Below are 26,319 nucleotides of genomic sequence, written 5' to 3' on the forward strand. Positions count from 1 at the left end.
CCGTGCCCCGCCTCGCCGCTCCCGACGTGCGCCGGTGGCCCCGCCGCGTGCTCGGGGTGTGGCGCACGTCGCTGCAGTTCCGCGCGGTCGCAATCACGGTCCTGCTCAGCGGCATCGCCATCGGCTCGACCGGCGTCTACCTCTCGTACAGCATCAGCGACAACCTGTTCCAGTCACGGCTGACGCAGGTCACGGGCGACACGTCGCGCGCGACCCGGGCCGCGCAGGGATACCTCGACGCCGCCACCGTCTCCACCCGCCAGGACATGGAGGAGGTGATGAGCTCGGTGCGCACCGCCGTCCGGGACGCCTCCTCTTCCGCGCTGATCGCCGTCGTGCGCTCGCCCGACCAGGAGGCGTCCTCGCTGGCGCCTCAGGACATCTACAACCGCGAGCTGCAGAACGGCGTGATCAGCGACGCGCTGCGCGAGCGGGTGCAGGCGGGCTCCGACGGGCAGTACTGGCAGTCGGTGACGCTCGACGCCTCCGGTCAGCAGCAGCCAGGCATCCTCGTCGGCTCGACCCTCGAGCTGCCGAGCTCGGCCGGGCGCTACGAGCTGTACATCGGCTACTCCCTCGCGGACGCGGAGCGCACGCTCCAGTTCGTGCAGCAGGTGCTCAACGTGGCGGGGATCCTGCTCATCCTGCTGATCGGAGCGGTCAGCTGGGTCGTCGTGCGGATCGTCGTCGCCCCGGTCCGGGTCGCGGCCGAGACGAGCCAGCGCCTCGCCGCCGGCGACTTCGACGTGCGGATCCCCGAGCGGGGCCAGGACGTGATCGCGACCCTCGCCCGGTCCTTCAACGGCATGGCCGACAGCCTGCAGGACCGGATCAGCGAGCTCGCGACGCTCAGCCAGGTCCAGCAGCGCTTCGTCTCGGACGTCTCGCACGAGCTCCGGACGCCGCTGACGACGATGAAGCTGGCCGGGGACGTGCTGTACGACCAGCGCGAGGACTTCGCCCCGGTCGCCGAGCGCACGGTCGAGCTGCTGCACAGCCAGATCGACCGCTTCGAGAGCCTCCTCGCCGACCTGCTCGAGATCTCCCGCCACGACGCGGGATCGGCCGAGCTCGAGCTCGAGCCGGTCAACCTGGTGAAGCTGGCCGGCGACGAGATCGAGGCGATGCGCGGGATCGCGGAGGCGAACGGTTCCCGGCTCACTCTCTCCGCCCCGGGCGGCTACTTCGACGCCGACCTCGATCCGCGCCGCATCCGCCGGATCGTCCGCAACCTGCTGGGCAACGCGATCGAGCACGGCGACGGCCGCGAGGTCGTCGTCACCGTCGACAGCAACGCCAGCGCGGTCGCCCTCGCGGTGCGCGACTACGGGCACGGCATGAGCAGCGAGGAGGTGGTGCGCGTCTTCGACCGCTTCTGGCGCGCCGACCCGTCCCGCCGCCGCACGCTCGGCGGCACCGGCCTCGGCCTTTCCATCGCGCAGGAGGACACCGCCCTGCACCACGGCTGGCTGCAGGTCTGGTCCGTGCCCGATCGCGGCGCCTGCTTCCGCCTGACCGTGCCCCGGCACCGCGGCGAGCGGATCGAGGCCTCGCCGCTCCCGCTGCCCCCGGTCGACGCGGGCGAGCAGGCCTACAGCGGCCCGATCGTCCTCCCTCCGCTGCAGGCTCCTCCGGTCGGGGCCGCGGGGGTGCTCCCGTGAGGCGCGGCGTCCTCCGCGCCGTCGCGGCCGCCGCGCTGCTCGCGTTCGGGCTGGCCGGGTGCGCCGGCATCCCGCGGGACGGCGACGTCGGAGTCGGACGGCCCGACACCGCGCCGCAGGACCTCCAGTACGACTTCCTCCCGTCGGGACCCGCCGTCGGTGCGTCGCAGCGCGACATCCTGACCGGCTTCATCGACGCCGCGTCGAGCCCGCAGAACAACTACAAGATCGCCCGCGAGTTCCTCTCCACCGGAGCCGACTGGACGCCGGGCGAGCACGTGACGGTCGACGAGGGCCAGCGCTCCGCCTCGCCGCAGTCGGGATCCACGCTCTCGCTGACGATCACGCCCGTCGCCGAGGTCGACGCGACCGGCGTCTACACCGACGTCGCCACCACGGCCGGCCTGACCCTCGACTACGGCTTCGTCCAGGAGAACGGCGAGTGGCGCATCAGCGCGCCGCCGAGCGGCGTGGTGATCGACCGCACCACCTTCGAGCAGGTCTTCTCGACGCACGCGCTCTACTTCTTCGACCCCGGATACCAGTACCTCGTGCCGGACCTGCGCTGGTTCGCCTCGCGCGCCGACAGCTCCACCAGCACCACGATCGTCACCGAGCTGCTGCGCGGCCCCACGCCGTGGCTGCGGGACTCCGCCGCCGTCGTGTCGGCCTTCCCGACCGGGACGACGCTGGCGGCCGAGACCGTCCCGGTCGAGTCGCAGCGCGCCGTGGTCGACCTGAACCCGGCCGCTCTCGAGGCCGATCCGGCGCAGTGGCGGCTGATGGCCCTGCAGCTGAACCGGAGCCTCGCGAACGTCTCGAACGTCACCGGAGTCGCGCTCTCGGTCGAGCAGAACCCGATCGACGTCCCCTCCGAGGTCACCGGCCTGCCGACCTCGCCCCGCGTCGACACCCGGCCGCTCGTGCTGACCGACGACGCCTTCGGATTCCTCGGCTCCTCCGGGCTGGCCGGCCTCGGGATCTCGGATCGGATCGAGGCGCTGCAGCCGCGGGCCGCGGTCCTCGGCGAGCAGCGCGGGGCCGACTCGGACGCATCGGCCGCCGTGCTCACCGCCGCGGGCGTGAGCCTCGTGGAGCCCGACGGTGCCGACGTCCTCCTCGACGCGCGGTCGGGCCTCGTCGCGCCGTCCATCGATCCGCTCGGGTACGTCTGGTCGGTGCCGTCGGCCTCGCCCGGGCAGCTGGTGGCGTACTCCGCGGACGGCTCGCGCTCGATGCAGGTCGCGACGGCCTGGAGCGAGGTCGAGTCGCTCGCCTCGATCGCCGTGTCGCGCGACGGCACCCGGATGCTGGCGCTCGCCCAGGACGGGCAGCAGGCCACGGTGCTGGTGGCCGGCATCACCCGCTCACGGGACGGCGACCCGGTGGCGGTCGGCGAGCCGGTCGTCCTCCGCTCGACCCTGGGGACCGCGGTCGCCGCGGCCTGGACGGACGAGCTCGACGTGGTGTCGGTCGTGCGCGGCTCGACGGGGGAGGACGCCGTCACGATGAACCTGCTCGGCGGAGGCGCCACGGCGCTCGGCACGACGACAGGCACGGTCCAGATCGCCGCGGGCAACACCTCGACCCAGGTCCGCATCCTCGCCGAGGGCGGGGAGCTCCGGCAGCAACGGGGCTCGGCCTGGCAGACGACCGCGACGGACATCCGGCTGCTCGCGACGCAGACCGGCATGGGGTCCTGACGGGTCCTGTCGGCGACGACGAGCCCTGTCGACGACGGCGCTCCCCGGATGCTCCTCCCCAGGCGCGTCGGGCGGGCGGATCGTCCCGATCCGACGGATCCACCCACCGCGCCGCGGCCCGGACGGCGAACGTGGAGGCATGCTCTCCGATCACCTGCTCGACGCCCTCGCCGTCCTCCTCCCGCTGGAGTGCCCCGCCTGCGGAGAGCCGACGAGCCGGGCGCCCTGTCCGGACTGCTCGGCCGACGCGGCCGCCTCGGCCTGCCTGCTGACCCGCGTCGTCGGACCGCCGGACGATCCGCTCCTCGTCGTCACCGGTGCCCCGTACGAGGGCACGGTGCGCCGCCTCGTCGTCGCGCTGAAGGAGGAGGGCCGCACGGCCAGCCTCGCCCCGCTCGGCGCGCTGCTGCGTCCCGCTCTCGGCGCGGCGCTCGCCGGCAGCCCCGCGATCCTGGTCGTCCCGCCCGGCTCCTGGCTCGGCCGCGTGCGGCGGGGCGCCGATCCCGTCGCGCAGCTGGTCGCCGCGGCGGGAGGGCGGGCGGCGCGTCCTCTCCGGCGGTCGCGGATGGTCCGCGACCAGGTCGGGCTCGGCCGCGTCGAGCGGCGCGGCAACCTCGACGGGGCGTTCCGCGCCCGCCGTCCGCTCTCGTCGTGGCCGCCGGTGGTCCTCGTCGACGACGTGGTCACCTCCGGCGCGACCCTGCTCGAGCTCCGGCGCGCCGTGCGTGCGGCCGGCGGGACGGTCCGGGCCGCGGCGGCCCTGGCCGGCACCTCGCAACGAGGAGGGAACGTAGCAGCAGAATCCGGATGAACTCCCGGTGACGATCCGGTGGCCGGGGTCTACGGTGGGGGCACGGCGTGAACGGTCCGCCCCGGAGAAAGGCGGCACGCCGTACTCGACTGGGAGGTTGTCATGGACATCGACATCACAGGACGCAACATCGACATCACCGATCGCTTCCGCGCGTACGCGACGGAGAAGTCGGACAAGGTGGCGCACCTCGCCGATCGTGCTCTCGCACTCGAGATCAAGGCGAGCAGGCACGCCGAGGGCAAGGGCTCGGCCGGCGGCGACCGCGTGGAGCTGACGCTGATCGGCAAGGGGCCCGTGGTCCGGGCCGAGGCGAGCGGAGCCGACAAGTACGCGGCGTTCGACGTCGCCATCGGCCGGCTGCTCGAACGGGTGAGACGCGCCAAGGACCGGAAGAAGGTCCATCGGGGCCAGCATCGGCCGACCTCGCTCCGCGACGCGGCCGCCGACGACTTCAGCGTCGTCGCCATCCAGCCGGCCGACGCGGCGGTGCTGGAGCAGCTGAGCACGGGCGTCATCCCCGTGCAGGAGGCGCCGGAGCCGGTGGAGGACGAGGTCGAGGAGCCGTACTGCCCCGTCGTCATCCGCAAGAAGGTCTTCGCCTCCGTCTCGATGACCGTCGACGACGCCGTCGACTACATGGAGCTGGTCGGACACGACTTCTACCTCTTCATCGACTCCGACACGAACCGCCCGAGCGTGGTCTACCGCCGCAAGGGCTGGGACTACGGCGTCATCGGCCTCGGCGACGAGGCCGACGAGCTCGCCGAGCAGGCCGCCGGCTGAGATCCGACCCCGGGCCCCGGAGCATCCGCTCCGGGGCCCTCCCCGTGCCCAGGCAGGGAGTCCGCCCAGGGCGGACGCGTCGCCCCGACCGCTCGCCGCCCGCCCCGGCTAGGCTGGTCGCGGTCCGCGCTCCGGCGCGCGACTCCTGTCTTCTACTTTTTTGGAGTACCCCGTGGCCTCTGTCCTCGAAAAGGTCCTTCGCGTCGGGGAGGGGCGGGTCATCCGCCGCCTCGAGAACTACGCGAAGGCCGTCAACGCCCTCGAAGAGGACTTCACGCACCTCAGCGACGAGGAGCTGAAGAACGAGACCGTCGAGCTGCGCGAGCGCTACTCGAACGGCGAGTCCCTCGACGACCTGCTGCCGGAGGCGTTCGCCGCCGTCCGCGAGGCCTCGCGCCGGACGCTCGGCCTCCGCCACTTCGACGTGCAGCTCATGGGCGGCGCCGCCCTGCACCTGGGCAACATCGCCGAGATGAAGACCGGAGAGGGCAAGACGCTGGTCGCGACCCTCCCGGCCTACCTCAACGCGATCGCCAGCCGCGGCGTGCACATCGTCACGGTCAACGACTTCCTCGCGTCGTACCAGTCCGAGCTGATGGGGCGCGTGTTCCGCGCCCTCGGCATGACGACCGGAGTGATCCTCTCGGGCCAGACCCCGGAGCAGCGCCGCGAGCAGTACTCGGCCGACATCACCTACGGCACGAACAACGAGTTCGGCTTCGACTACCTCCGCGACAACATGGCGTGGCAGGCGCAGGACATGGTCCAGCGCGGCCACTTCTACGCCATCGTCGACGAGGTCGACTCGATCCTCATCGACGAGGCCCGCACCCCGCTGATCATCTCCGGACCGGCGTCGGGCGAGGCGAACCGCTGGTTCGCGGAGTTCGCCAACCTCGCCAAGCGCCTCGACGAGGGCGAGGACTTCGAGGTCGACGAGAAGAAGCGCACCGTCGGCGTCCTCGAGCCCGGCATCGAGAAGGTCGAGGACTACCTCGGCATCGACAACCTCTACGAGTCGGCGAACACCCCGCTGATCTCGTTCCTCAACAACGCCATCAAGGCGCGCGCGCTGTTCAAGAAGGACAAGGACTACGTCGTGCTGAACGGCGAGGTCCTGATCGTCGACGAGCACACCGGCCGCATCCTGGCCGGACGCCGCTACAACGAGGGCATCCACCAGGCCATCGAGGCGAAGGAGGGCGTGCAGGTCAAGGCCGAGAACCAGACACTGGCCACCGTCACGCTCCAGAACTACTTCCGCCTCTACGCGAAGCTCTCCGGCATGACCGGAACGGCCGAGACCGAGGCCGCCGAGTTCATGTCGACCTACAAGCTCGGCGTCGTCCCGATCCCGACGAACCGCAAGATGCAGCGGATCGACAACGCCGACCTCGTCTACAAGAACGAGCAGGTCAAGTTCGCCCAGGTCGTCGAGGACATCGCGGAGCGCCACGCGGCCGGGCAGCCGGTCCTCGTCGGCACGACCAGCGTCGAGAAGAGCGAGTACCTCTCGCGCCTGCTCGCCAAGAAGGGCGTGCGCCACGAGGTCCTGAACGCCAAGAACCACGCGCGGGAGGCGGCCATCGTCGCCCAGGCCGGCCGCCTCGGCGCCGTGACCGTCGCGACCAACATGGCCGGTCGAGGCACCGACATCATGCTCGGCGGCAACGCCGAGTTCCTCGCGGTCTCCGAGATGACGGCCAAGGGCCTGAACCCCTCCGAGACCCCGGAGGAGTACGAGGCCGCGTGGGACGAGGTCTTCGCCGCCGTCAAGGAGAAGGTGGGCGAGGAGGCCGAGAAGGTCCAGGCCGCCGGCGGCCTCTACGTGCTCGGCACCGAGCGCCACGAGTCGCGCCGCATCGACAACCAGCTCCGCGGACGCTCGGGCCGCCAGGGCGACCCGGGGGAGAGCCGCTTCTACCTCTCGCTCACCGACGACCTCATGCGCCTGTTCAACTCCGGCGCCGCCGAGGCGCTCATGGGCCGCGGCAACGTCCCGGACGACATCGCCATCGAGTCGAAGGTCGTCTCGCGCGCCATCCGCAGCGCCCAGTCGCAGGTCGAGGCCCGCAACGCCGAGATCCGCAAGAACGTCCTCAAGTACGACGACGTCCTCAACCGCCAGCGCGAGGCGATCTACTCGGACCGCCGCCACATCCTCGAGGGCGACGACCTGCACGAGCGCACCCAGAAGTTCCTCGTCGACGTGATCGACGAGATCCTCGAGGTGCACACCGGCGACGGCAACGGCGACGACTGGGACTTCGACGCCCTCTGGACCGAGCTGAAGACGCTGTACCCGATCAGCCTCACCATCGACGAGGTGGTGCAGGAGGCGGGCAGCCGCGGCCGCATCAACAAGGAGTTCATGCGCCGCGAGATCCTCTCGGACGCGCAGCTCGCCTACCAGCGCCGCGAGGAGCAGCTGGGCTCTCCCGCCATGCGCGAGCTCGAGCGCCGTGTCGTGCTCTCGGTGATCGACCGCCGCTGGCGCGACCACCTCTACGAGATGGACTACCTCAAGGACGGCATCGGCCTGCGCGCGATGGCCCAGCGCGATCCGTTGGTCGAGTACCAGCGCGAGGGCTTCGCCCTGTTCCAGCAGATGATGGGGCAGATCCGCGAGGAGACCGTCGGCTTCCTCTTCAACCTCGAGGTCGAGGTGACCCAGAAGCAGGGCGAGGTCGCCGGAGTCGCGGCCAAGGGCCTCGCTCAGCCGGTCGCTCCGGCCGAGAAGCTCAGCTACTCGGCCCCGAGCGACACCGGCGGCGTCGAGGTCCGCGACCAGCGCGGAAAGGTGCAGCAGGCGGCCACCGCGAAGGCCCGCGCCGAGGAGGCCCGCAAGGCGCTTCCCGAGGGCGAGGCGGAGGAGACTCCGACGACCGGCGCCTTCGGCCAGAAGCCGGGCGGCTCGGACGCCCCCGCCAACCGCGAGGAGCGGCGCGCGCAGTCCAAGCGCCGCTGAGTCCTCCCCGGACGACGCCGACGGCCCCGGTCCCGCAGCAGCGGGTGTCCGGGGCCGTCGGCGTTCCTGCGGAGGCTCGGAGCCCGCCTCGCCCGCCGTCAGGACTCGCCGCGCGCGAGGGCCGAGACGAAGCCGCCGGCGAAGGTGTCGCCGAGGCCGATCGTCGTCGGCCGGTCCGTCTCGAGGACGAGCCCGGGGACGCAGCAGGCCTCGAGCGCCGACTCCACCGCTGCGCACACCGCTTGCGAGCCGGGCTGGGGAGGGAGTCCGCCGATGTGGTCGTAGTCGGCGGCGGTGAAGCCGTCCCTGAGGAGGTCGCGGAGCTCGATCGCGCGGATCATCTCGTCACCGCCGCCCCCGGAGCTCGAGGAGGCCCTGCGCGACAGGGGAGTGGAGATCGTGCTCCCGGCCGGTGCGGCCGTCCGGGAGCGCTGACCCGCTCCTCACAGCACGTTGATCGCGGTGGCACGCCAGCGCGCGTCCGTGCCCTCGAGCCGGATCGCGACGGCCCGGCTCCGTGCGCGGTGATGCACCAGCACGACTCCCTCGACGACACCGTCCCGCGGCTCCGTGACGATCACCCGTCCGACCGTGAACGGGACGCGCTGCGCCGTCCGCTTCCGCAGGCTGCGGGCGCGGGCCGCGAGCACGACCCGCTTCTGCAGGTGGTGGTAGACCTCGTCGCTCAGCCACCGCGCGATCTGGTCGATCTCGCGCGAGCCCTCCAGGATCTCGATCACGAGGTGCGTGAGCCGGGCGAGCAGGGGCTCCGGTTCGGGCAGCTCCGCGCGGGTCGCAGGCTGCGGGGCGAAGAACTCCGCGAGGGTGAGCCGCTCCACGGCCGCCTCGGGATCGAGGGGGAGGGTGCGGTAGTCGAAGGCGTGGAGGGGAAGGCTCATGCGGCGATCTCCTGGGGCAGGACGAGCTGTTCACGGGTCCGGGTCACCTCTCTGCTCGACGGGCGGGGCGCGCTGGGTCGGCACGCGAGGACGACCTCATCGAAGCAGTCGAGGGATGCTCATGGAAGGCAGGGGCGCAGACTGTGGATAATCGTCGGCCGTCCCGAGCTGTGGACAGCGAGCCCGGCGTGCGCCGCCCGGCCGCGCCCTAGGCTTGTCGGGTGTCGACCCTCAGTGACCTCGTCCTCTCCCACGGCCGATCCGACGAAGCGGACGTCGAATGGCTGCACCTGCTCGTCGGCGACCTGCAGCTGCTCGCCGACCTGGCCTTCGCCGACATCGTGCTCTGGGTGCCCACGGCCGACGACAGCTTCGTCGCCGTCGCCCACGCGCGCCCCAGCAGCGCGGCGACGCTCTTCTACCGCGACTTCGTCGGGCAGAGGATCAAGTCGGAGTGGCGCGCCCAGGTCGTCGAGGCGTTCGAGACCGCGCGGATCGTCGACACCTCCGCCCCGGACTGGTTCGAGGAGACGCCCACCCGCGTGCGCGCGGTGCCCGTCCTGCGCCGCCTGGGGGCCTCCGACGGCGGGACGACGGACCGCCCCATCGCGGTCGTCACGCGCCACACCAACCTCAGCGAGACGCGCACGCCGAGCCGGCAGGAGCTGACGTTCAACGACTGCGCGAACGACCTCTTCTCGATGATCGCCTCGGGCGACTTCCCGGACCTGGGCGCGCCGACCGGTCCTCGTCGCGGGGCGCCGCGCGCGTCCGACGGACTGATCCGCTTGGACGTCGACGGCGTCACCACGTTCGCGAGCCCCAACGCCCTCTCGGCGTTCAACCGCATCGGCTTCGCCGACGAGCTCGAGGGGGAGTCGCTCGCCGAGGTCACCACGAAGCTGATCGCGGGGAAGGTCGTCATCGACGAGTCGCTCCCGCTGGTCGTGACCGGCCGGGCGCCGTGGCGCACCGACATCGAGGCCCGCGGAGTGACGGTGTCGCTGCGCGCGATCCCGATCCGCGACCGCGGCGAGCGGGTCGGCGCCGTCGTCCTGTGCCGCGACGTGACGGAGCTGCGCCACCAGGAGCGGGAGCTCATCACCAAGGACGCGACGATCCGCGAGATCCACCACCGCGTGAAGAACAACCTGCAGACCGTGGCCTCGCTGCTGCGGATCCAGGCCAGGCGCACCCACTCCGACCTCGCCCGGGAGGCGCTCACGCAGGCGATGCGCCGCGTCGCCGCCATCGCGGTCGTGCACGACACGCTCTCGGAGGGGCTGAACCAGAACGTCGACTTCGACGCGGTCTTCGACCGGGTGCTGCTGCTGATCGCCGAGGTCGCCTCGACCCACAACACCACGGTGCACCCGAAGCTGACGGGGAGCTTCGGCAATCTGCCCAGCGAGTACGCGACTCCGCTCGCCCTCGCCCTGACCGAGCTGGTCACCAACGCCGTCGAGCACGGCCTGGCCGGACGGGAGGGCGACGTGGAGATCGTCGCCTCGCGCAGCGATGACGAGCTCACGGTGAAGGTGCGCGACACGGGCGTCGGGCTGCCGGAGGGCAAGGTCGGATCGGGCCTGGGCACGCAGATCGTGCGCACGCTCATCCAGGGCGAGCTCGGCGGCACCATCGACTGGCACACGCTGGTCGGGCGCGGCACCGAGGTCACCATCGAGGTGCCGCTGCGATGGCTGGAGCGCGCCCGCTCCTGAAGCCGGAGACGACGCGACCCCCGCTGCCGAGAGGCGACGGGGGTCGGGGTCGTTCGTGCCGCCGAGCGGCTCGTGCGCCTAGGAGGCGCGGCGTGCGCGGGCGGCGCGGCGCTTCAGGGCGCGACGCTCGTCCTCGCTGAGGCCGCCCCACACGCCCGAGTCCTGGCCGGTCTCGAGGGCGTACTGGAGGCAGACCTCGGTGACGGTGCAGCGTGCGCACACCGACTTCGCCTTCTCGATCTGGTCCACGGCCGGGCCGGTGTTGCCGACCGGGAAGAAAAGCTCGGGGTCTGCGGTGAGGCAAGCGGCCTTGTCGCGCCAGTCCATGCGGGTGCTCCTTGTGTGAAGGCGTGCGTGGAGGAACCACGCAGTGTTCGGGTGGGATGATCGATCCACGCCGACGATCCCGACCAGTACTCGACCTCCGCGCCCTCACCGGCGCACGCCACGAGGCCCCGTGCTGGAGCGCGGGGTGAATCGGGGTGGTGGACGGGAGAACGCTCGGTTCTTGCCGGTGCACTCGACGCGATGCGCGAGCACTGCGTCGGCCACCCGGCTCCAGTGCTGGTCATCCGGCTCGCCCCCTTGCCTGACGGCGCGGCGGGATCGGATGTTCACATCGGCGGAAACCCACGACCCTGTGAGCGGTGAAACGAACTGGACTAGCCTGTCACGGGGATGAGCCCGAATCAAGAGTCCTGGATGGGATGTGCCTGTGACCGCTGACGCGAACGGGTCCCGCGGACCCCGCCCGACCGCCTCCCGGCCGCTCGGTCTGGTAGTGCTGATCGCGGTCCTGGCCCTCGAGACGCTCGTCGTCGCCGGGGTCGCGGCGTGGCTCGTGCTCGAGCTGCTGACGACCCGGGCCGACACGGTCGGCGGAGGGATCGCCATCGTCGTCCTCGCGCTGATCGCCGTGTGCTGGGCCGCCGCGACGACGCTCGGCGCCGTGCGACGGCGTGGCTGGATGCGCGCGTCGGCGCTGACGATCCAGCTGGTGATGATGGCCGTGGCGCTCGGCGCCTTCCAGGGCCAGTACGCCGTGCCCGACATCGGCTGGGCGCTGCTGGCGCCGGCCGTGGTGGCCGTCGTCGCGCTGTTCCTCCCGAGCGTGGTCGCCGCCACTCGTCGCGATCCGACCGTGTAGTCGGACGGCTGGCGCGCCGCCGCTCGCGGGTGCGACGCTGGAGGGACCCCCTCCTCGACACGGAAGCGACGCGCATGGACTCCACCCGACTCGGCTCCAGCGGCCTGCAGATCTCCTCGATCGTCCTCGGCTGCATGAGCTTCGGCGCTCCCGACCGCGGGGCCCACGGCTGGAGCATGGGTGAGGAGGAGTCGCGGACCTTCCTCCGGCGGGCGCTGGACCTGGGGATCACCACGTTCGACACGGCGGACGTCTATTCCGACGGCACGAGCGAGGAGTTCGTCGGCCGGGCGCTCGCGGACTTCGCGGTCCGCGAGGAGGTCGTGATCGCCACGAAGGTCCACGGGCGGATGCGCCCCGGCCCCAACGGCGGCGGCCTCTCGCGGCGGCACATCCTCAGCGCGATCGACGACAGCCTCCGGCGTCTCGGCACGGACTACGTCGACCTCTACCAGATCCACCGCTGGGACCCCGAGACGCCGATCGAGGAGACGATGGAGACGCTCCACGACGTCGTCCGCTCGGGCAGGGCGCGCTACATCGGCGCCTCGAGCATGTGGGCGTGGCAGTTCGCGAAGGCGCAGTACACCGCGGATCTGGGCGGCTGGACGCGGTTCGTCTCGATGCAGGACCAGTACAACCTGATCCAGCGCGAGGACGAGCGCGAGCTGCACCCCTTCTGCGTCGACCAGGGAGTCGGCGTGATCCCGTGGTCGCCGCTCGCCCGGGGCCGGCTCACCCGCGACTGGGACGAGACCACGGCGCGCACCGAGACCGACGTCTTCGGCGGCACCCTCTACCGCCAGCAGGAGGAGGCCGACCGGCGGACCGTCGCGACCGTCGCACGCATCGCCGAGCAGCGCGGCGTGCCACTTGCGCAGGTGGCGCTCGCCTGGGTCCGGCAGCAGGAGGCGGTCACCGCTCCGATCGTCGGAGCCACGAAGCTCCACCACCTCGACGACGCGGTCGCGTCGCTGGACGTGGAGCTGACCGCCGACGAGCTGGAGGCGCTGGGCGCCGACTACGCACCGCGCGCCAACGAGGGGTTCTGATCAGGCCGATGCGCCACCGCTGATCCGCCCGAGCGGTCTCCGCTATGTTTCCTCTCGAAGACGACGGAAGCTCAGATCGGGAGGCGGCATGGCGAGGAGTGCCGGGGATCCGTTGGGGGCGCGCTACCGCCTGCTCGAGCGGATCGGCTCGGGCGCCGCGGGCGAGGTGTGGCGCGTCGCCGACGCGCAGGGGCCGGACCGCGCGGCGAAGCTCCTCCGAAGTGAGCACGTGCACGACGCGGGCCTGGTCGAGCGGTTCGTCCGTGAGAGGTCGGTGCTCACCCGTCTGCGACACCCGCACGTCGTGGAGGTGCTCGACCTCGTCGTGGAGGGGGAGACGCTCGGGATCGTGATGGAGCTCGTCGGCGGCGGATCGCTGCGGGAGCTGCTGCGGGACGAGGGCACCCTCCCGGCGGTCGATGCGCTGCCCGTGGCGGCCTCGATCCTCGACGCTCTCGCCGCCGCGCATGCGATCGGCACGGTCCACCGGGACGTGAAGCCCGACAACGTCCTGCTCGCGGAGGGTGCGGACGATGCGGGCTCCGCCGTCCGCGTCTCCGACTTCGGCATCGCTCACGTGGTCGCCGAGGGGCCGCGCGCGACGACGGGTGTCATCGGGACGCCGGAGTACCTCTCGCCCGAGATGCTCGCCACCGGAGCGGCCGGCCCGCCGAGCGACGTCTACTCGACGGGGATCCTGCTCTACGAGCTGCTGTGCGGCCGGACCCCCTTCGCGGGCCCCGGCGCCGACGTCGCGGTCGCCTACCGGCATGTCGCGATGCTCCCGCCGCCGCTGGAGCTGCCGCCGCGGCTCGCGTCGCTCCTGGACCGGATGCTCGCGAAGGATCCGGCGTCGCGGCCGACGGCTGCGGAGGCGGCGGGGATCCTGCGACGCCTCTCCCCGGCGCTGGCCGGGCTGCCGGCGCTGCCGCTCGCGGCGGGCGCGGCGGAGTTCGAGGAGGCCGAGCGCCCGGGCACGGTCCTCCGCGGGATGGCGGTGGAGATGTCGTCGGAGCCGGTGGAGGAGGGGCCCGCTCCCGAGCTCGGCCCGTCGTCGCAGGCGACCGTGCTCCGCCCGGTGCCGCGCCGCGAGCTGCGCCTGGCGGAACGGCCGTTCGAGGCTCCAGCTCGGCGGGGGCGCGGCGGACGTCTGCGGATGATCCTCGCCGCCCTCGGCGCCGGCGTCCTGCTCATCGGGGCGGTGCTCCTCGCCGTCCTGCCGCGCGGCGGCGGAGCACGGGCCTCGGCACCGGATGCCGACCTGTCGGCCCGGCAGCAGGACCGGCCGCTGCCGACGGGCCTCGGAGTGACGCGATCGGCCACCTGGGACGCGGAGCGACGGGCCGTGGTCGTCGAGATCTCCTACTCCGCCCAGAGCGCGCCCCTCTCGGGGTCCTTCCTCGAGGTGCTGCCGGGCCCGGACGCCGCGGCGGCGTGCCCCGCGGCCAGCTGGTCCGGAGTGACGGCGGTGCGCAACCGGCCGAGCGTCACCGGAGTCGGGGTCGGCTGCGGTTGGAGCCTGACGGACCTGCACGTCCCGGCGCAGGGGATCGTCGACGTCACGGCGACCGTGCCGATCGCGGTGGCCGAGCAGAGCGCCCTGGACGGGTGGCTGGCGGCGGCAGCGTCTGCGACGGCACGGGCCGTGGCCGACCCTGCGGTCACCGGGACGGCGTATCCCGTGCAGCGGCTGCGGGATGTGCGGATCGAGACTCCCGCGCGGACGGTCGGCCGGATCCCGCTGCCGGTGACGCTGGTGCCGGTCTGGCCGAGCGGGGCCGACCCCGTGAACCCCCTGCTCGCGACGCCGTCGTCCGCGCCGGCAAGCAGCATGCTCGACGCGATCGCGGGCGGAGTGGAGGGCGTGCGGTTCAGCGACGGCTGCAGCGGCGCGGTCGCCGTGTCGTCCGACGGGCTGACGGTGACCGCCCTCACGGTGACTCCGTCCTGCGAGCTGCGCGCCCGAGTGGGCGCGTTCTCGGACCTCTCGAGCAGTCCCTTCGCGATCACCACTCGCGAGTGAGTCGACCTCCCGCGCCAGTGTCGAGCCGTCGACGCCACGCGAGCCGTTTGTGCTGTCTTGCCTTCTACCATGACGAGACATCCTCATGAAACGACGGTGGAGTGGGGAGCGGGCGGGACGGTCCCGTCCGCAGGGGTAGAAAGGTGTGATCCATGTCACGTGTTCTCTCGACCGACGAGGCGAAGTCCGCGATCCAGCAGATCCAGTCGATCGTCAACGGCGGCCTCGCCGATCAGATCAGCCGCCTCGACGCACAGGGGCGGACACTGTCCGACCCGAACGTCTGGGACGGTCCGCTGGCCTCGCAGTTCCGCTCGTCGACCTGGCCGGAGACGAAGTCGGCCCTCGAGAAGGCCAAGCAGGAGCTCGAGGAGATGCGCAGCCAGCTGGCGACGATCTCGCAGAACATCTTCGCCGCCGGCGGAGGGAGCTGACCGGCCGTCCCGCCCCTGCGTGCTCCGGCGAGCGGGGGCGGGACGTGCTCGTCGTCGCCGCGCTCCTTCTTCCGCGCACCTCCATCGGTGCGTCTCGGAGTGATCGGAGCGCTCTCGAGGAGGACGCGCCGATCGACTCGGTGGCGGAGGCGCGATCACCCGCCCGAGGGCGCTGATCAGCCGCCGTCCGCCGGCGTCGGCGAGACCGACTGCACGAAGTGGATCTCGCCGTCGAGGCTGACGAAGCCCCGGCCCACCGTGGGCGGGACGGGGAAGCGCCGCGGGATCCGCGCGCCGAGGAGAGTGCCGTCGTTGTCGACGTCGGGCTGGAGCAGCAGCACGGAGCGGGAGGCCGCCGCCTTCTTCGTCCAGTTCCCGAAATGGCTGCGGAGCTCGCTCGACCGGCCGGCCAGCACGACGCAGAGTCCCGGGCGACCCGACGAGACCAGCCTCATCAGCGCCTGGTCGGTGTCGTCCCAGCGTTCGGCGTCGTCGAGGAGGAGCAGCACGGGGCCCTCCTCCGTCGACAGCGACGCGAGGAGGGTGCGGAGCTCCTCCGCGCCCACGGCGAGTCGGTCGAGGTCCGCGCCCCTCAGCGGGGAGCGTCGATCGCACACTCCCCAGACGGCGATCGAGCCGGCGGTCCGCGCCGCCTCGGCCAGGGCGAGCAGCACGGTCGACTTGCCCGATCGGGCGGGTCCGGCGATGACGACGTGCTCGCCCTCGAAGACCTGGAACGCCAGCGGGGCGAGGTCCGACTCGCCGAGGCCGATCGGGAGCAGCCACGGCTCGCGATCGAAGCGGGCCTCGATCCCGAGTGCGCTCACGGCGACCCTGTCGGGAAGCGTGCCGACCGTGCTCGTCCTGCCGCGCGCATCCGGCCAGGCGGCCGCGAGCTCGGCGATCGCGTCGTCGAGACCGGCCCTCGGAGTCGCGACCTGCGTCTGCAGGAGCGACGAGGTGATGACGCAGCGCCCCGGCACCGCTGCCGGCGCCTGCACCGGCTTCACCCCGGCGGCGGCGTAGTCCTGCGGGTCGGCGAGGCGGAACAGCCACTTCTGCGTCGTGACCTCCTCCATCACCGAGGGGATAGCCCTCGCCCGGGTGCTCGTCACCGCGAAGTGCAGGCCGAGCTCCGGTCCGTCGGCGTAGGCGTGGGCGAACGCCTCCATCAGAGCCAGGCCCTCCCAGTCCTGGAACTCGTCCTTCAGAGTCGCGAGTCCGTCGATGAGCACCAGCGCACGCCGGTGGCCCCCGGGCGATGCTCGGCGCCGGCGCACCTCGTCGCGCAGGTGACGGAGGAACCGGGTCTGCTTCTCGTGGGATCCGCCACCTGCTCCGGCGTAGGAGACGGTGTGCGGGAGTCGCGCGAGCGGGGCGGAGTCGCGGGAACCGGCATCGAGGACGTAGAGGTCGAGCTCGTCCGGGGGGAAATGACGGGCGGCCGTCAGTGCGATCGACGCGAGCGCCGTGCTGGTGCCGCTGCCGGGGATGCCGATGAGGAGCAGGTTCCCCTCGCCCAGATCCCAGCCGGTCGGCGACCGGCGCTGCCGGTCGGGGTCGTCCGAGAGTGCGACGTGCAGGACGTCGCCGACGACGCGACCGAGGTCGGACTCCTCCGCACCGAACCCGCTGAGGGCCACGGCGTCCTCGAGCGGCTCCGGCCAGATCGGGCGGGGAGGGCCGAAGCCCGAAGCGGCGTCCGCCTCGACCACCGCGTCGATCAGGAGGTCGAGATCGGTCGGGGCCGTCTCGTCGGCGGCGACAGGGGAGGGGCCCTCGACGGGGACGCCCGTGGGTCCGACCGGGCGGACCTCGATCGCCTCGACGGCCGCCGCCTCCGCTCGACCGGTGACCAGCGCCGTCTGGACGGGCGAGATGTCGTTCTGGCCACGCTTCACATACGCCCGGCCGGTCTGGGAGCGGGAGATCCCGGCCGCGCTCGCGACTCCGATCACGTCGGCGGAGTCGTCCCGGCTCTGCACCCGGAGGGCGACGCGGAGGTTGGTGTTGGCGAGGATGTCGTCGTTCACCACTCCGGCCGGACGCTGGGTGGCGAGGATCATGTGCACGCCGAGCGTCCGGCCGACCGCGGCGACGCTCACGAGGGACGTCAGGACGTCGGGATGCTCTTTCGCGAGAACGGCGAACTCGTCGACGACGAGCAGGAGCCGCGGCATCGGCTCCGGCGGCGAGGTGGCCCAGTACGCGTCGAGGTCGTCGACACCCTCGCCGGCGGCGGCGAAGAGCCGCTGACGACGCCGCATCTCGGCCTCGAGCGAGCGCAGCGCGCGGTCGGCGAGCTGGGCGTCGAGGTTGCTGATGGTGCCGATCGTGTGCGGGAGCCGCTCGCAGGACGCGAACGCTGCACCCCCCTTGAAGTCGATGAGCACGAAGGTGAGGCGCGTCGGATCGTTCCAGGCCGCGAGGCCGGCCACGAAGGAGCGCAGGAACTCGCTCTTGCCCGAGCCCGTGGTGCCGCCGACCAGGCCGTGCGGGCCGTCGGCGACGAGATCGAGCACGAGCGGACCGTGCTCGGACGAGCCGACGGGCGCGCGCACGCCCCGGGCGCTCGACCACCACCCCCGGACGTCCGCGGCGGTCGGACGATCGGCGCCCAGGAGCGGCGGCAGCCGCACGAGCGCGGGGAGAGCCGCCCCCGCGGTGACGAGCTCCGGGTCCTCGAAGCGCGCCAGGTCGCGCGCACAGCGCTCGGCCGTGGAGGAGGCGAGACCGGCGAGCACCACGTCCTCGACGGTGATCCGCTCGTCGGGCCGGGAGAGGACCGCTGAGGCGTCAGCTCCGACCCGGACGACGACCGTGCAGGAGGCGGGGAGCTGCTCCTCCGACGCCGCGAGGACGAGGCCGGAGATCCGGGTCGCCGCCTCGCGCTCGCCGCGGCCGAGTCCGAGGAGTTCGCGCGCCGGAGCGGCGCGTCCCTCGGTCAGCACGTCGGAGTCGAGCACCAGGAGCACGCGCGGCGAGTCCTCGTCGCGGAGGGCGCGGAGGAGCTCGGAGCTGCGGTCGCGCCGGTCGGAGAGGCGGCGTCCGCCCCCGGCCAGACGCGTGTGGGGGAGCCAGGAGGCCCAGCTCCAGTCGGAGTCGCGTCGCCGGTCGCAGAACACCCCTATCGCCAGGTCGGCCGGACCGCAGTGGACCGCCGCCTGGCAGAGCAGGCTCCTCGCCAGAGCGAGGCCGCCCTCGCGGTCGCCGACGATCCCGACGACGCCCGAGTCCGCGAGATCGATGGACACCGGCGCGCTCGGGACGACGCTCACCGCGAGGATCGCGCGCACCTCCTCCTCGAGCCGCGGCACTCCGCGCTGATCGAGCGGGGGAGACCACGGGACGTCGCCGACGCCGATGTGCAGGCGGAGCACATCGGCGGAGGTCGCGCGCCGCTGCCACAGCGACGTGGCGGGCAGCGCCGCCCGGCGGATCGTCGTCGCCGGGTCGGGCGCGTCCTCCTCGAGGCGGGCCCGTTCGACACGCGCGGAACGGGCGATGTCGTCGCGGAGCGTCTGCAGCGCCTCGCCGTAGCGCTGCTCCTCGGACCGGGTCGCTCGGGCGTGCCGGTGCCGCTGCTCGAACCACATGCCCACCCCGGCCACGGGGCTGAGCGCGGCGAAGAGGGCGTAGCGCGCATCGCCCATGATGAGGACCATCGCGAAGGCGAGGACGAGCGGCGCGGCGACGGTGATCACGCTGAAGGTCGTGGCGGAGGCGATCTCGAGGCGGGCCGGCGGGACGACCGCCTCGCCGGCCGCCGGACGTCCCGGTCGCGGCGGCCGGTTGAAGGGAACGGTCGCCGTTGCGGTGACGTTGTCCGTGCTCCCCGGCTCGGGCGCGAGGAGCTCGGGAGGCGCGGGGCGCAGTCGGAGAGCCGCCCCACCGGCGATCACGACCACGGCGTCGGAGACGAGGACCCCGCCCCCGGTCGCGGAGACGCCGTCGACCAGGGTGCCGTTGGTGCTGTCGGCGTCGTGCACCCGCAGGCCGTCGCCCTCGCGGGTCACCGAGAAGTGCTCCCAGGAGGCGCTCGCCGTGTCGAGGACGACGTCGGCGTGCGGGGAGCGGCCCACGATCAGCGCGCGGGCCCGCGGGATCTCGACCACGGCTCCCGCGCCGAGACCGCCCGACAGCACGGCCGTCCACCCGCGGGCCGCGGCAGGTCGGGGCAGGGGGGAGCGGGCGATCCGCGTTCCCTCGAGCAGCAGCAGATCGGCCAGCCGGGTCTCCACAGGGTGCAGGACGGTGTCGACGGCGAGGGCCGTCCCGGGCGGGAGGCGGTGCCCGGTGGCGGTGGCGATCAGCTCGCCGAGTGTCGCGGAGTCGTTGTGGCGGCCGAGGTCGATGTCGGAGCGGGTGCCGTCGAGGTCGAGGAGGAGTCGCACCGGGGGCTCACGGTCGGGGCTGTCCGGCGAACCAGAGCAGCGGCGGGTCGGCGGGCCGCAGGCCGAGGCGCTGCGGCGAGGAGTGGAGGGGGAGTGCCGGGGCGTCCAGAGCGTGCGCGGCGCCGAAGTCGAGCGGCGGACCGGCGAGCCCGTCCGCCGGTCCGATCGTGGATCCCCGTAGTGCGGCGGCGACCGCCGAGGGTTCCCTGCTGCCTGCGACGGCCGCGGCTCGCACGAGCGCCACGACGGCGTCGTGGCTGGGGGCGTCCACGACCGCGGCGAGATCGCGGAACGAACGGTCGCCGAGGAGGGTCGCCCGCGCGGCATCGTCGGCGGTCATCCGCACGGCCCCCAGGAACGCGGAGGCCGCGCGTCCGCGCTCGTCGCCGCGGAGGGCGACCGCGTCGCCGGAATCCGTGCCGATCGTCGTCAGATCTCCCGAGAGGGTGCCTCCGGCCGCGGCCAGGGCGGGAGCGAAGGCGGGGCTCAGCGCGTCGGGCGTGAGCAGGATCGGGACGGACGCCCCCGCCGCCTGCAGAGCGGCGACCGCCGTCGCCTGCGCCGCGGCGGGGCCGGACACGACGACGCGCTCGACCGCCAGCTCGCCCTCGAGGTGCGGGCGGGCGGCGGTGATGAACACGTCCGCGGCGGCGCCCGGATCGGCGGTCACCGTCGCGGCGGGCGAGAGACCGGTCGGGGTGCCTCCACCGGTGTCGACGAGGAGTACCCGGGCGCCTCCGCCGGCCTCCTCCACGAGTGCCGCGTCGGCCGAGGCGGTGTCGGGTCCGAGGGACCAGACGCCGTCGCTGGGCAGGGCGGGGCCGCCTCCGTACGGGAGGACGGCCGCTGTCCCCGCTGCCCGAGCGGCGTCCACGGCCGCAGCGGTGTGGGTGCCGTGGGTCGCGAGGACGAGGCCGGACACGCCCTGCCCCGTCAGCTCCTCGACGGCGGAGCGGGCACCCTCGGGCGTCCCGTGGTCGTCGACGGCGACGAGACCGATCTCGCAGCCGCCCATCGCTGACCGGTGCGCTGCGACGACGGCACCGTTCGCCGCGTCCTTCCACTCCGCGCCCTCGCCCGGAGCCGAGCTGAGCGACACCACCACCCCGAGCGTCAGCTGCTCGGGCACCCGGGCGCACGAGAAGCCTACCGGGAGAGCGGCGACCTCCGTCATCGGGGCGGACTGCGGGGGCAGGAGGGAGACGAGGGCACCGCTGACGCCGAGGAGGGCGACGGCGCCGCCGACCAGCATCGTGGTCCGTCGGGCGGTGCGGGGGTGCTGCGCCGCGCGCCTGCCCAGGCGGGTCATCGCTCGTCCCCGATCCGGAAGGAGTAGACCGTCCGGGTCCGCGTGCCCTCGGGCAGGTCGAGGTGGAACGCGGGAAGCTCATCCCCGGCGCGGAGGGAGGCCCGCTCCTGGGCCTGCGCCAGCAGGATGCCCGAGACGTCCTCGGATCGCACCGCGGCGTAGCCCCGTGCGCTCTGCGAGGCGAGGGCGAGCTGCACGTCGGCGGTGCCGACCTTCGCGGCACTCGTGGTCATCGATCCGAGCAGGCCGGAGCCGCCGACCGTCCGGTCGCCGAGGTCCAGGAGCACCTTGTGCAGATCGGCGGCGAGGAGCGCGGCGGCCGCGTCGGTGTCGCGGGTCGAGGCGTCGATCGTCGTCGCGATGCCGGCCAGGGAGGCGCGCGTCCGCTCGGAGACGGCCCCGCCGATCCGGGCCTCCGCGGTGCGGAGAGCCCGGTGCCCGGCGTCCACCGTCGCTGCACCGTCGGAGCGGATGCCGGAGGAGGCCGTGCGCAGGCTCGAGACCGACCGGTCGAACATCGCGACGACCGCGTCGGCGTCGGCGCCGGAGCGCGTCGAGATCCGCCGCACCTGCTCGTCGAGGAGTGCGGTGACCGCGGAGGCGGCGGCCGTGTCCGTCTCGGCGAACGCCTTCTGGATCGCCGGTGCGAGAGCGTCCTGCTGGGCGCCGAGAGCGTCGATGCGGGTGCCGAGGGCGTCGCGCTGAGCGGTCAGCGCGTCGACGCCGGTGCGGAGGGAGGCGAGCAGGCCGGTGAGGCGTGCGTCGTCCGAGCCGGCCGTCGCGCCGGCCTCGGCCATGCCGCTGCGGACCGTGGCGAGCGCGGCGCGCAGGGCGGCGAGGTCGGCACTCGCGCCGGTGCTGCCGACGGTGGAGGCGACGGCGGTCCACGCGTGGACCTGGTCGCTCAGCCGGTCGGCCAGGGGGGCCGGATAGCCGTCGGGGGCGTCGAGGCGGCCCGCGCCGGAGCAGGGCGTCGCGGTCAGGTAGGCGCGGAGCTCCTCGACGGAGCCCCGGGTCACCTCCACGGGTGCGCGCGTCGGGCGCCCGGTCGGCGTGGGTGCGGCAGCAGGGGACTGTGTCGCCGGCGACAGCTCGCAGAGCCGATCGGCCAGCTCCTGGTTCTGCGCCGACAGCGACCCCGTGCTGGTCGGCGTGCCGAGCTCGTCCAGGGCGGTCGTGGCGGCGGCGCCGACCGAGGCGACCGTCGTCTCCAGGCCCGCGGTGTCCGCGTCGAGCTCGTCCAGCGTCGCCGACAGGGCGGCGAGCGCCCGGGTGACGGATCCCTCCGGGTCGGCCAGGGTGTCCACCGAGGCCGACGCGGCGTCCACCCTGCTCGCGAGTGCGGCGAACCCGGCCTGCACGCCGTCCATCAGCTCCGGCTGCAGGGAGTCGACGAGGTCCTGCCCGCGATCGAGCATCCCGAGCAGCACGGTGTCGACGGCGGCTGCGGAGGCGGCGAGGGAGCAGGTCATCGAGGGTGCCGTGCAGGTCTCGGCGGAGGGCTGTGCCGGCCCCGCGGCAGCACGGAGAGCCGCGACGACCTCGTCGCGGCAGGACTCGGCCGCGGTCCCGTACGCGTCGAGCTCGGCCGTGAGCCGTAGCAGCTCCGAGTGGATCGAGCCGGTGCGGCCGCCGTCGACGGCGAGTCCGCATCCGCTGCCCGAGACCGTCGGCGGCGGCACCGCGGCCGATGTGTCGCCCAGCATGGCGTCCACCGCGTCGATCGCCTCGGACAGCTGCGCCAGCAGGCCGGACTCGGTGCCCGAGACCGTCGACGACAGCTGCGCCCGGAGCGCGCCGAGCTGCCCGGAGAGGCTCTGCATCGAGGCCGCCGTCGAGGCGGCGCCGGCCCGCAGCTCCTCGGCCGTGCGGACACCGAGAGTCTCGGAGGTCGCGTCGAGCGAGGCCCGTACCTCGGCGACGGTGGTGCCGGCCTGCGTCAGCAGGTCGTCCACCGCGGTGACGACCTCGATCGTGCGGCGCTCGAGGGCGAGCGGCGAGGCGTCGGAGGAGTCGAACGCGGCGCCCAGCGCCCCCTCGGTGGTCGGGTCGGTGCTCAGGCCGGGCTGGACCGCCAGGTCGAAGGCGGGGACGGCGAAGTCGGCGACGTCGGCGACGAGGGTCAGCGTCGCCGTCGCGCCACCGCCCGGGGGAGCGAGGAGAGCGGCCCACTGCACGACGGCGTCTCCGTGCTCGTCACGGCTGAGCACGCCGTTGGTGACGGCACCCGACTCGCTCTCGGTGACGACGCGACTCGGCGAGACGCCCGGCAGGACCGCGGAGGCTGCGATCGTCAGCGGAGCGCCGACGAGTGCACTGCGGCGGGCTGCACGACCGGCCGCGTCGAACGCGACCTCCTCGGGCCGGACCGTCAGGTTCTCCACCGCGAGCGAGATCTCGATCCGACCCGAGCGCCCGGCGAGGTCGGCCGGATCGGTGCCCGAGGCGTCGGCGGTGCGCCACGAGGGCCGGACACGGACCGGCAGGTCGGCGGCGACCTCGGGGGGATCGTAGACGGTGGTGGTCGCCGAGGTGTCGGACGGGTCGTCGCCGACGGCGAGAGCCGTCCCCTCGATCGCACGGACACCCCCGTCGGACGAGACGGCGACGGACACCGCCTGCAGCACCCTGGCGGCGGTGAGCGCCGGCTCCGGTGGCGTGCAGCCCGCCAGTACAGCTGCCACGACCGCGATCGCCGCTGCGGCCGTCGTCCTGCGAGCATTCGAGCGCACCCTGACCACCCCTCGTCCCGACGGGGCACCGGGCGGTGCCGCTCACGTCGACATGAGAGATGCTCGCAGACGAGCGGAACCCCGAGAGCCGGTGGCGCACGATGACCTGCACCGCGCGCCCCGGGGTCAGACGAGCTTCAGCTTCTTGCGGAGCGCCTGCACGTGCCCGGTCGCCCGGACGCCGTACTGCGCGAACTCGAGCGCTCCCTCGGCTCCGACGACGAACGTCGAGCGCAGCACGCCGACGACGGTCTTGCCGTAGAGGCTCTTCTCGCCCCACACCGCGTACGCGCGGTGCACGGTCATGTCGGGGTCGCTCAGCAGCGGGTACGCGATGCCCTGGGCGTCGGCCCAGCGGCGCAGCGCCTCCGGGGCGTCCCGCGAGATCCCGAGGACCTCGTAGCCGGAGTCGCGGAGGGACGCCCCGTTGTCGCGGAAGTCGCAGGCCTCCGTGGTGCAGCCGGGGGTGTCGGCCTCGGGGTAGAAGAACAGGATGACGCGCCGTCCGCGGTAGTCCGCGAGCGAGACGGGCTCGCCGTCCTGGTTCGGCAGCGTGAACTCCGGAGCGGAGTCGCCGGCGGCGAGGCGCGCCTCGGCGGGGAGGGGGGAGAGGTCGGTCATCGTCTGCTTCCGTCGGTCGTGGCGAAGGTGGTCAGGAGGCGCTGGAGCGAGTCGAGGCGCTCCGGTCCGCTGGCGCCCAGCAGTCCGCCCTCGACCGCCTCGATGATGGCGCAGTCGGGGGAGTCGGGCAGGTGCGTGCAGCCGCGCGGGCAGTCCCGGGCGATCACGGCGAGGGTCGTGAACGCGCCGAGGATGTTGTCGGTGTTCACGTGGCCGAGTCCGAACGAGCGGACGCCGGGGGTGTCGATGACCCAGCCGTGCCGGTCGCCGCGCTCCACGCGGAGCGAGACGGTGGAGGACGAGGTGTGCCGACCGCGGCCCGTCACGGTGTTCACGCGCCCGATGGCCCGGTGCGCGTCCGGGACGAGCTTGTTCACGAGGGTGGACTTGCCGACTCCGGAGTGCCCGACGACCACGGTCTCGTGGCCGAGGAGGGCGTCGGCGATCTCGTCGACCGGCGGCTCGTCCTGGCTCGAGAGGAACACGCGGAGGTCGAGCCCCTCGAAGTTGCGGAGGAACGGGGCCGGGTCCGCGAGGTCGGTCTTGGTGATGCAGAGCATCGGAGTGATCCCGGCGTCGAAGGCGGCGACCAGGTAGCGGTCGACCAGCCGGGTCCGGGGCTCGGGGTCGGCGGCGGCCACCACGCAGAGCATCTGGTCGGCGTTGGCGACGATCACGCGCTCGATCGCATCGGTGTCGTCGGCGCTGCGGCGGAGGAGGGTCGACCGCTCGCGGATGCGGACGATGCGGGCGAGCGTCCCCTCGTCGCCGCTGGAGTCCCCGACCACGTCGACGCGGTCGCCGGCCACGATCGCCTGGCGCCGCAGCTCGCGGGCCCGGGCCGCCGTGAACTCGTGCTCCTCGGGCGTCCCGTCGCCGATCATCACCGTGTAGCGACCCCGGTCGACGCCGAGCACCATCGCGATCTCTGCGTTCTCGTAGGCGGGCCTGTTCTTGGTCCGGGGCTTCGTGCCCTTCGGGTTCGGGCGCACCCGCGCGTCCGACTCGTCGTACCCGTCGAAGTCGTCGAGAGCACCGTCGGCGTCGAGGCCGCTGTCCGTCCACCACGACACGGGTCAGACCGATCCGGCGAGGGTCGTCCACAGCTCCGGGAACTGCGGGAGGGTCTTCGCTGTCGTCGCGACGTCCTCGATCACCACGCCGGGGACCACGAGGCCGATCAGAGCGCCGGCGTGGGCCATGCGGTGGTCGGAGTAGGTGCGCCAGCGGCCGCCGTGGAGCTCGGCGGGCTCGATGCGCAGACCGTCCTCGAGCTCCGTGACCCGGCCGCCGAGGCCGGTGATCTCGGCGGCGAGGGCGGCGAGGCGGTCCGTCTCGTGGTGACGGATGTGGCCGATCCCGGTCAGGGTGCTGGGAGTGGAGGCCAGCGCGGCGAGGGCGGCGAGGGCGGGGGCGAGCTCGCCTCCCTCCGACAGGTCGAGGTCCACGCCCAGGATCTCGTCGCCGCCGGTGACCACGAGGTCCTCGCCGTCCCGCTCGACCCGGGCGCCGAACAGCGGCAGGATCCGCTCGAGGTGCGCCCCGACCTGCGTGGTGACGGTCGGCCAGTGGCGCAGCCGGACGCGGCCGCCCGTGACGAGGGCCGCAGCGAGGAACGGCGCGGCGTTCGAGAGGTCGGGCTCGATCAGCACGTCGGCGCCGGCGATGGGCTGCGGCGCGACGGTCCACTCGCCGTCGGCGGGCGTGCCGACCTCTACGCCCCGTGCCGCCAGTGCGGCGACGGTCATGTCGATGTGGGGCCGGGAGGGGACGGCGCTGCCCTCGTGGCGCAGGTGCAGTCCCTCCTCGAAGCGGGCGCCGGCCAGCAGGAGCGCCGAGACGAACTGGCTCGACCGCGAGGCGTCGACGACGACGTCGCCGCCCCGGACGGCCCCGGAGCCGTGGACGGTGAAGGGGAGCGCGCCGCGGCCGTCGTCGGCGACGTCGACGCCGAGCGCGCGGAGGGAGGCGATCGTCGCCCCCATCGGCCGCTTCGCCGCGTACGCGTCGCCGTCGAAGGTGGTGGGGCCGAGCGCGAGACCGGCCAGCGGCGGGACG

The 26,319-nt window shown here is 73.3% G+C and carries 19 protein-coding genes; 10 read left to right on the forward strand and 9 right to left on the reverse strand.

The window, feature by feature from the left end:
* Positions 1–2: 2 nt before the first annotated feature.
* From mtrB to secA, 5 genes are all read left to right on the forward strand, one after another.
* A complete protein-coding gene (mtrB, locus tag C5C74_RS00775) occupies positions 3–1,661 on the forward strand; it encodes an MtrAB system histidine kinase MtrB (RefSeq protein ID WP_244229464.1) in 1,659 nt (552 codons plus the stop codon).
* A complete protein-coding gene (locus C5C74_RS17200; protein WP_181065417.1) occupies positions 1,658–3,364 on the forward strand; it encodes an LpqB family beta-propeller domain-containing protein in 1,707 nt (568 codons plus the stop codon). Before mtrB ends, C5C74_RS17200 begins: the two co-directional genes overlap by 4 nt.
* A gap of 139 nt (positions 3,365–3,503) precedes the next feature.
* Positions 3,504–4,175: a ComF family protein gene (locus C5C74_RS00790; RefSeq protein WP_104350798.1), complete on the forward strand. Its 672-nt coding sequence runs from the start codon at positions 3,504–3,506 to the stop codon at positions 4,173–4,175.
* 102 nt (positions 4,176–4,277) lie between these two features.
* Positions 4,278–4,961 carry a ribosome hibernation-promoting factor, HPF/YfiA family gene (gene hpf, locus C5C74_RS00795; protein WP_104224131.1) on the forward strand — a complete coding sequence of 228 codons (684 nt, stop codon included), beginning with the start codon at positions 4,278–4,280 and terminating at the stop codon, positions 4,959–4,961.
* Between the two features lie 172 nt (positions 4,962–5,133).
* Positions 5,134–7,929, forward strand: coding sequence for a preprotein translocase subunit SecA (gene secA, locus C5C74_RS00800; RefSeq protein ID WP_104350799.1), 2,796 nt, complete (start codon positions 5,134–5,136; stop codon positions 7,927–7,929).
* 98 nt (positions 7,930–8,027) lie between these two features.
* Here secA and C5C74_RS00805 read toward each other — a convergent pair whose 3' ends face one another.
* Positions 8,028–8,270, reverse strand: a complete 243-nt coding sequence (locus tag C5C74_RS00805; RefSeq protein WP_104246660.1) for a hypothetical protein — start codon at positions 8,268–8,270, stop codon at positions 8,028–8,030.
* Between the two features lie 102 nt (positions 8,271–8,372).
* Complete coding sequence (locus C5C74_RS00810; RefSeq protein ID WP_219812255.1) at positions 8,373–8,828, reverse strand: Rv3235 family protein; 456 nt, start codon at positions 8,826–8,828, stop codon at positions 8,373–8,375.
* Between the two features lie 221 nt (positions 8,829–9,049).
* On the opposite strand from C5C74_RS00810, the gene C5C74_RS00815 reads away from it, so the two are divergent.
* Positions 9,050–10,549, forward strand: coding sequence for a sensor histidine kinase (locus C5C74_RS00815; protein WP_104224128.1), 1,500 nt, complete (start codon positions 9,050–9,052; stop codon positions 10,547–10,549).
* Positions 10,550–10,627: 78 nt separating this feature from the next.
* Here C5C74_RS00815 and C5C74_RS00820 read toward each other — a convergent pair whose 3' ends face one another.
* The gene (locus tag C5C74_RS00820) at positions 10,628–10,876 is read right to left on the reverse strand and encodes a WhiB family transcriptional regulator (RefSeq protein WP_055788231.1); all 249 of its coding nucleotides are present in this window, start codon (positions 10,874–10,876) and stop codon (positions 10,628–10,630) included.
* 388 nt (positions 10,877–11,264) lie between these two features.
* Here C5C74_RS00820 and C5C74_RS00825 point away from each other — a divergent pair, with 388 nt between their 5' ends.
* From C5C74_RS00825 to C5C74_RS00840, 4 genes are all read left to right on the forward strand, one after another.
* Positions 11,265–11,696 carry a hypothetical protein gene (locus tag C5C74_RS00825; protein ID WP_104350800.1) on the forward strand — a complete coding sequence of 144 codons (432 nt, stop codon included), beginning with the start codon at positions 11,265–11,267 and terminating at the stop codon, positions 11,694–11,696.
* Between the two features lie 74 nt (positions 11,697–11,770).
* Positions 11,771–12,748, forward strand: coding sequence for an aldo/keto reductase (locus tag C5C74_RS00830; protein ID WP_104350801.1), 978 nt, complete (start codon positions 11,771–11,773; stop codon positions 12,746–12,748).
* 88 nt (positions 12,749–12,836) lie between these two features.
* A complete protein-coding gene (locus C5C74_RS00835; protein ID WP_104350802.1) occupies positions 12,837–14,771 on the forward strand; it encodes a serine/threonine-protein kinase in 1,935 nt (644 codons plus the stop codon).
* A gap of 152 nt (positions 14,772–14,923) precedes the next feature.
* On the forward strand, positions 14,924–15,205 hold the full coding sequence (locus C5C74_RS00840) for a pyrophosphorylase (protein ID WP_104350803.1): 282 nt from the start codon (positions 14,924–14,926) through the stop codon (positions 15,203–15,205).
* A gap of 176 nt (positions 15,206–15,381) precedes the next feature.
* On the opposite strand, the gene C5C74_RS00845 is transcribed toward C5C74_RS00840, so the two are convergent.
* The 6 genes from C5C74_RS00845 to C5C74_RS00870 form a co-directional block, all read right to left on the reverse strand.
* Positions 15,382–19,599: an FtsK/SpoIIIE domain-containing protein gene (locus C5C74_RS00845; RefSeq protein WP_104350804.1), complete on the reverse strand. Its 4,218-nt coding sequence runs from the start codon at positions 19,597–19,599 to the stop codon at positions 15,382–15,384.
* 7 nt (positions 19,600–19,606) lie between these two features.
* Entirely contained in the window at positions 19,607–20,908 is a 1,302-nt protein-coding gene (locus C5C74_RS00850) for an ABC transporter substrate-binding protein (RefSeq protein ID WP_104350805.1), read from the reverse strand.
* Positions 20,905–23,592: a hypothetical protein gene (locus C5C74_RS00855; protein ID WP_146076465.1), complete on the reverse strand. Its 2,688-nt coding sequence runs from the start codon at positions 23,590–23,592 to the stop codon at positions 20,905–20,907. Before C5C74_RS00855 ends, C5C74_RS00850 begins: the two co-directional genes overlap by 4 nt.
* Positions 23,593–23,766: 174 nt before the next feature.
* Positions 23,767–24,261: a thioredoxin-dependent thiol peroxidase gene (gene bcp, locus C5C74_RS00860; RefSeq protein WP_104350806.1), complete on the reverse strand. Its 495-nt coding sequence runs from the start codon at positions 24,259–24,261 to the stop codon at positions 23,767–23,769.
* Positions 24,258–25,334 carry a ribosome small subunit-dependent GTPase A gene (gene rsgA, locus C5C74_RS00865; protein WP_104294955.1) on the reverse strand — a complete coding sequence of 359 codons (1,077 nt, stop codon included), beginning with the start codon at positions 25,332–25,334 and terminating at the stop codon, positions 24,258–24,260. The genes bcp and rsgA overlap by 4 nt, the downstream gene beginning before the upstream one ends.
* 3 nt (positions 25,335–25,337) lie before the next feature.
* On the reverse strand, positions 25,338–26,319 hold a 982-nt coding region (locus tag C5C74_RS00870; RefSeq protein ID WP_104347166.1), incomplete at its 5' end, for a 3-phosphoshikimate 1-carboxyvinyltransferase.

The organism is Rathayibacter sp. AY1E8 (genome assembly GCF_002931415.1).
GTDB lineage: Bacteria > Actinomycetota > Actinomycetes > Actinomycetales > Microbacteriaceae > Rathayibacter.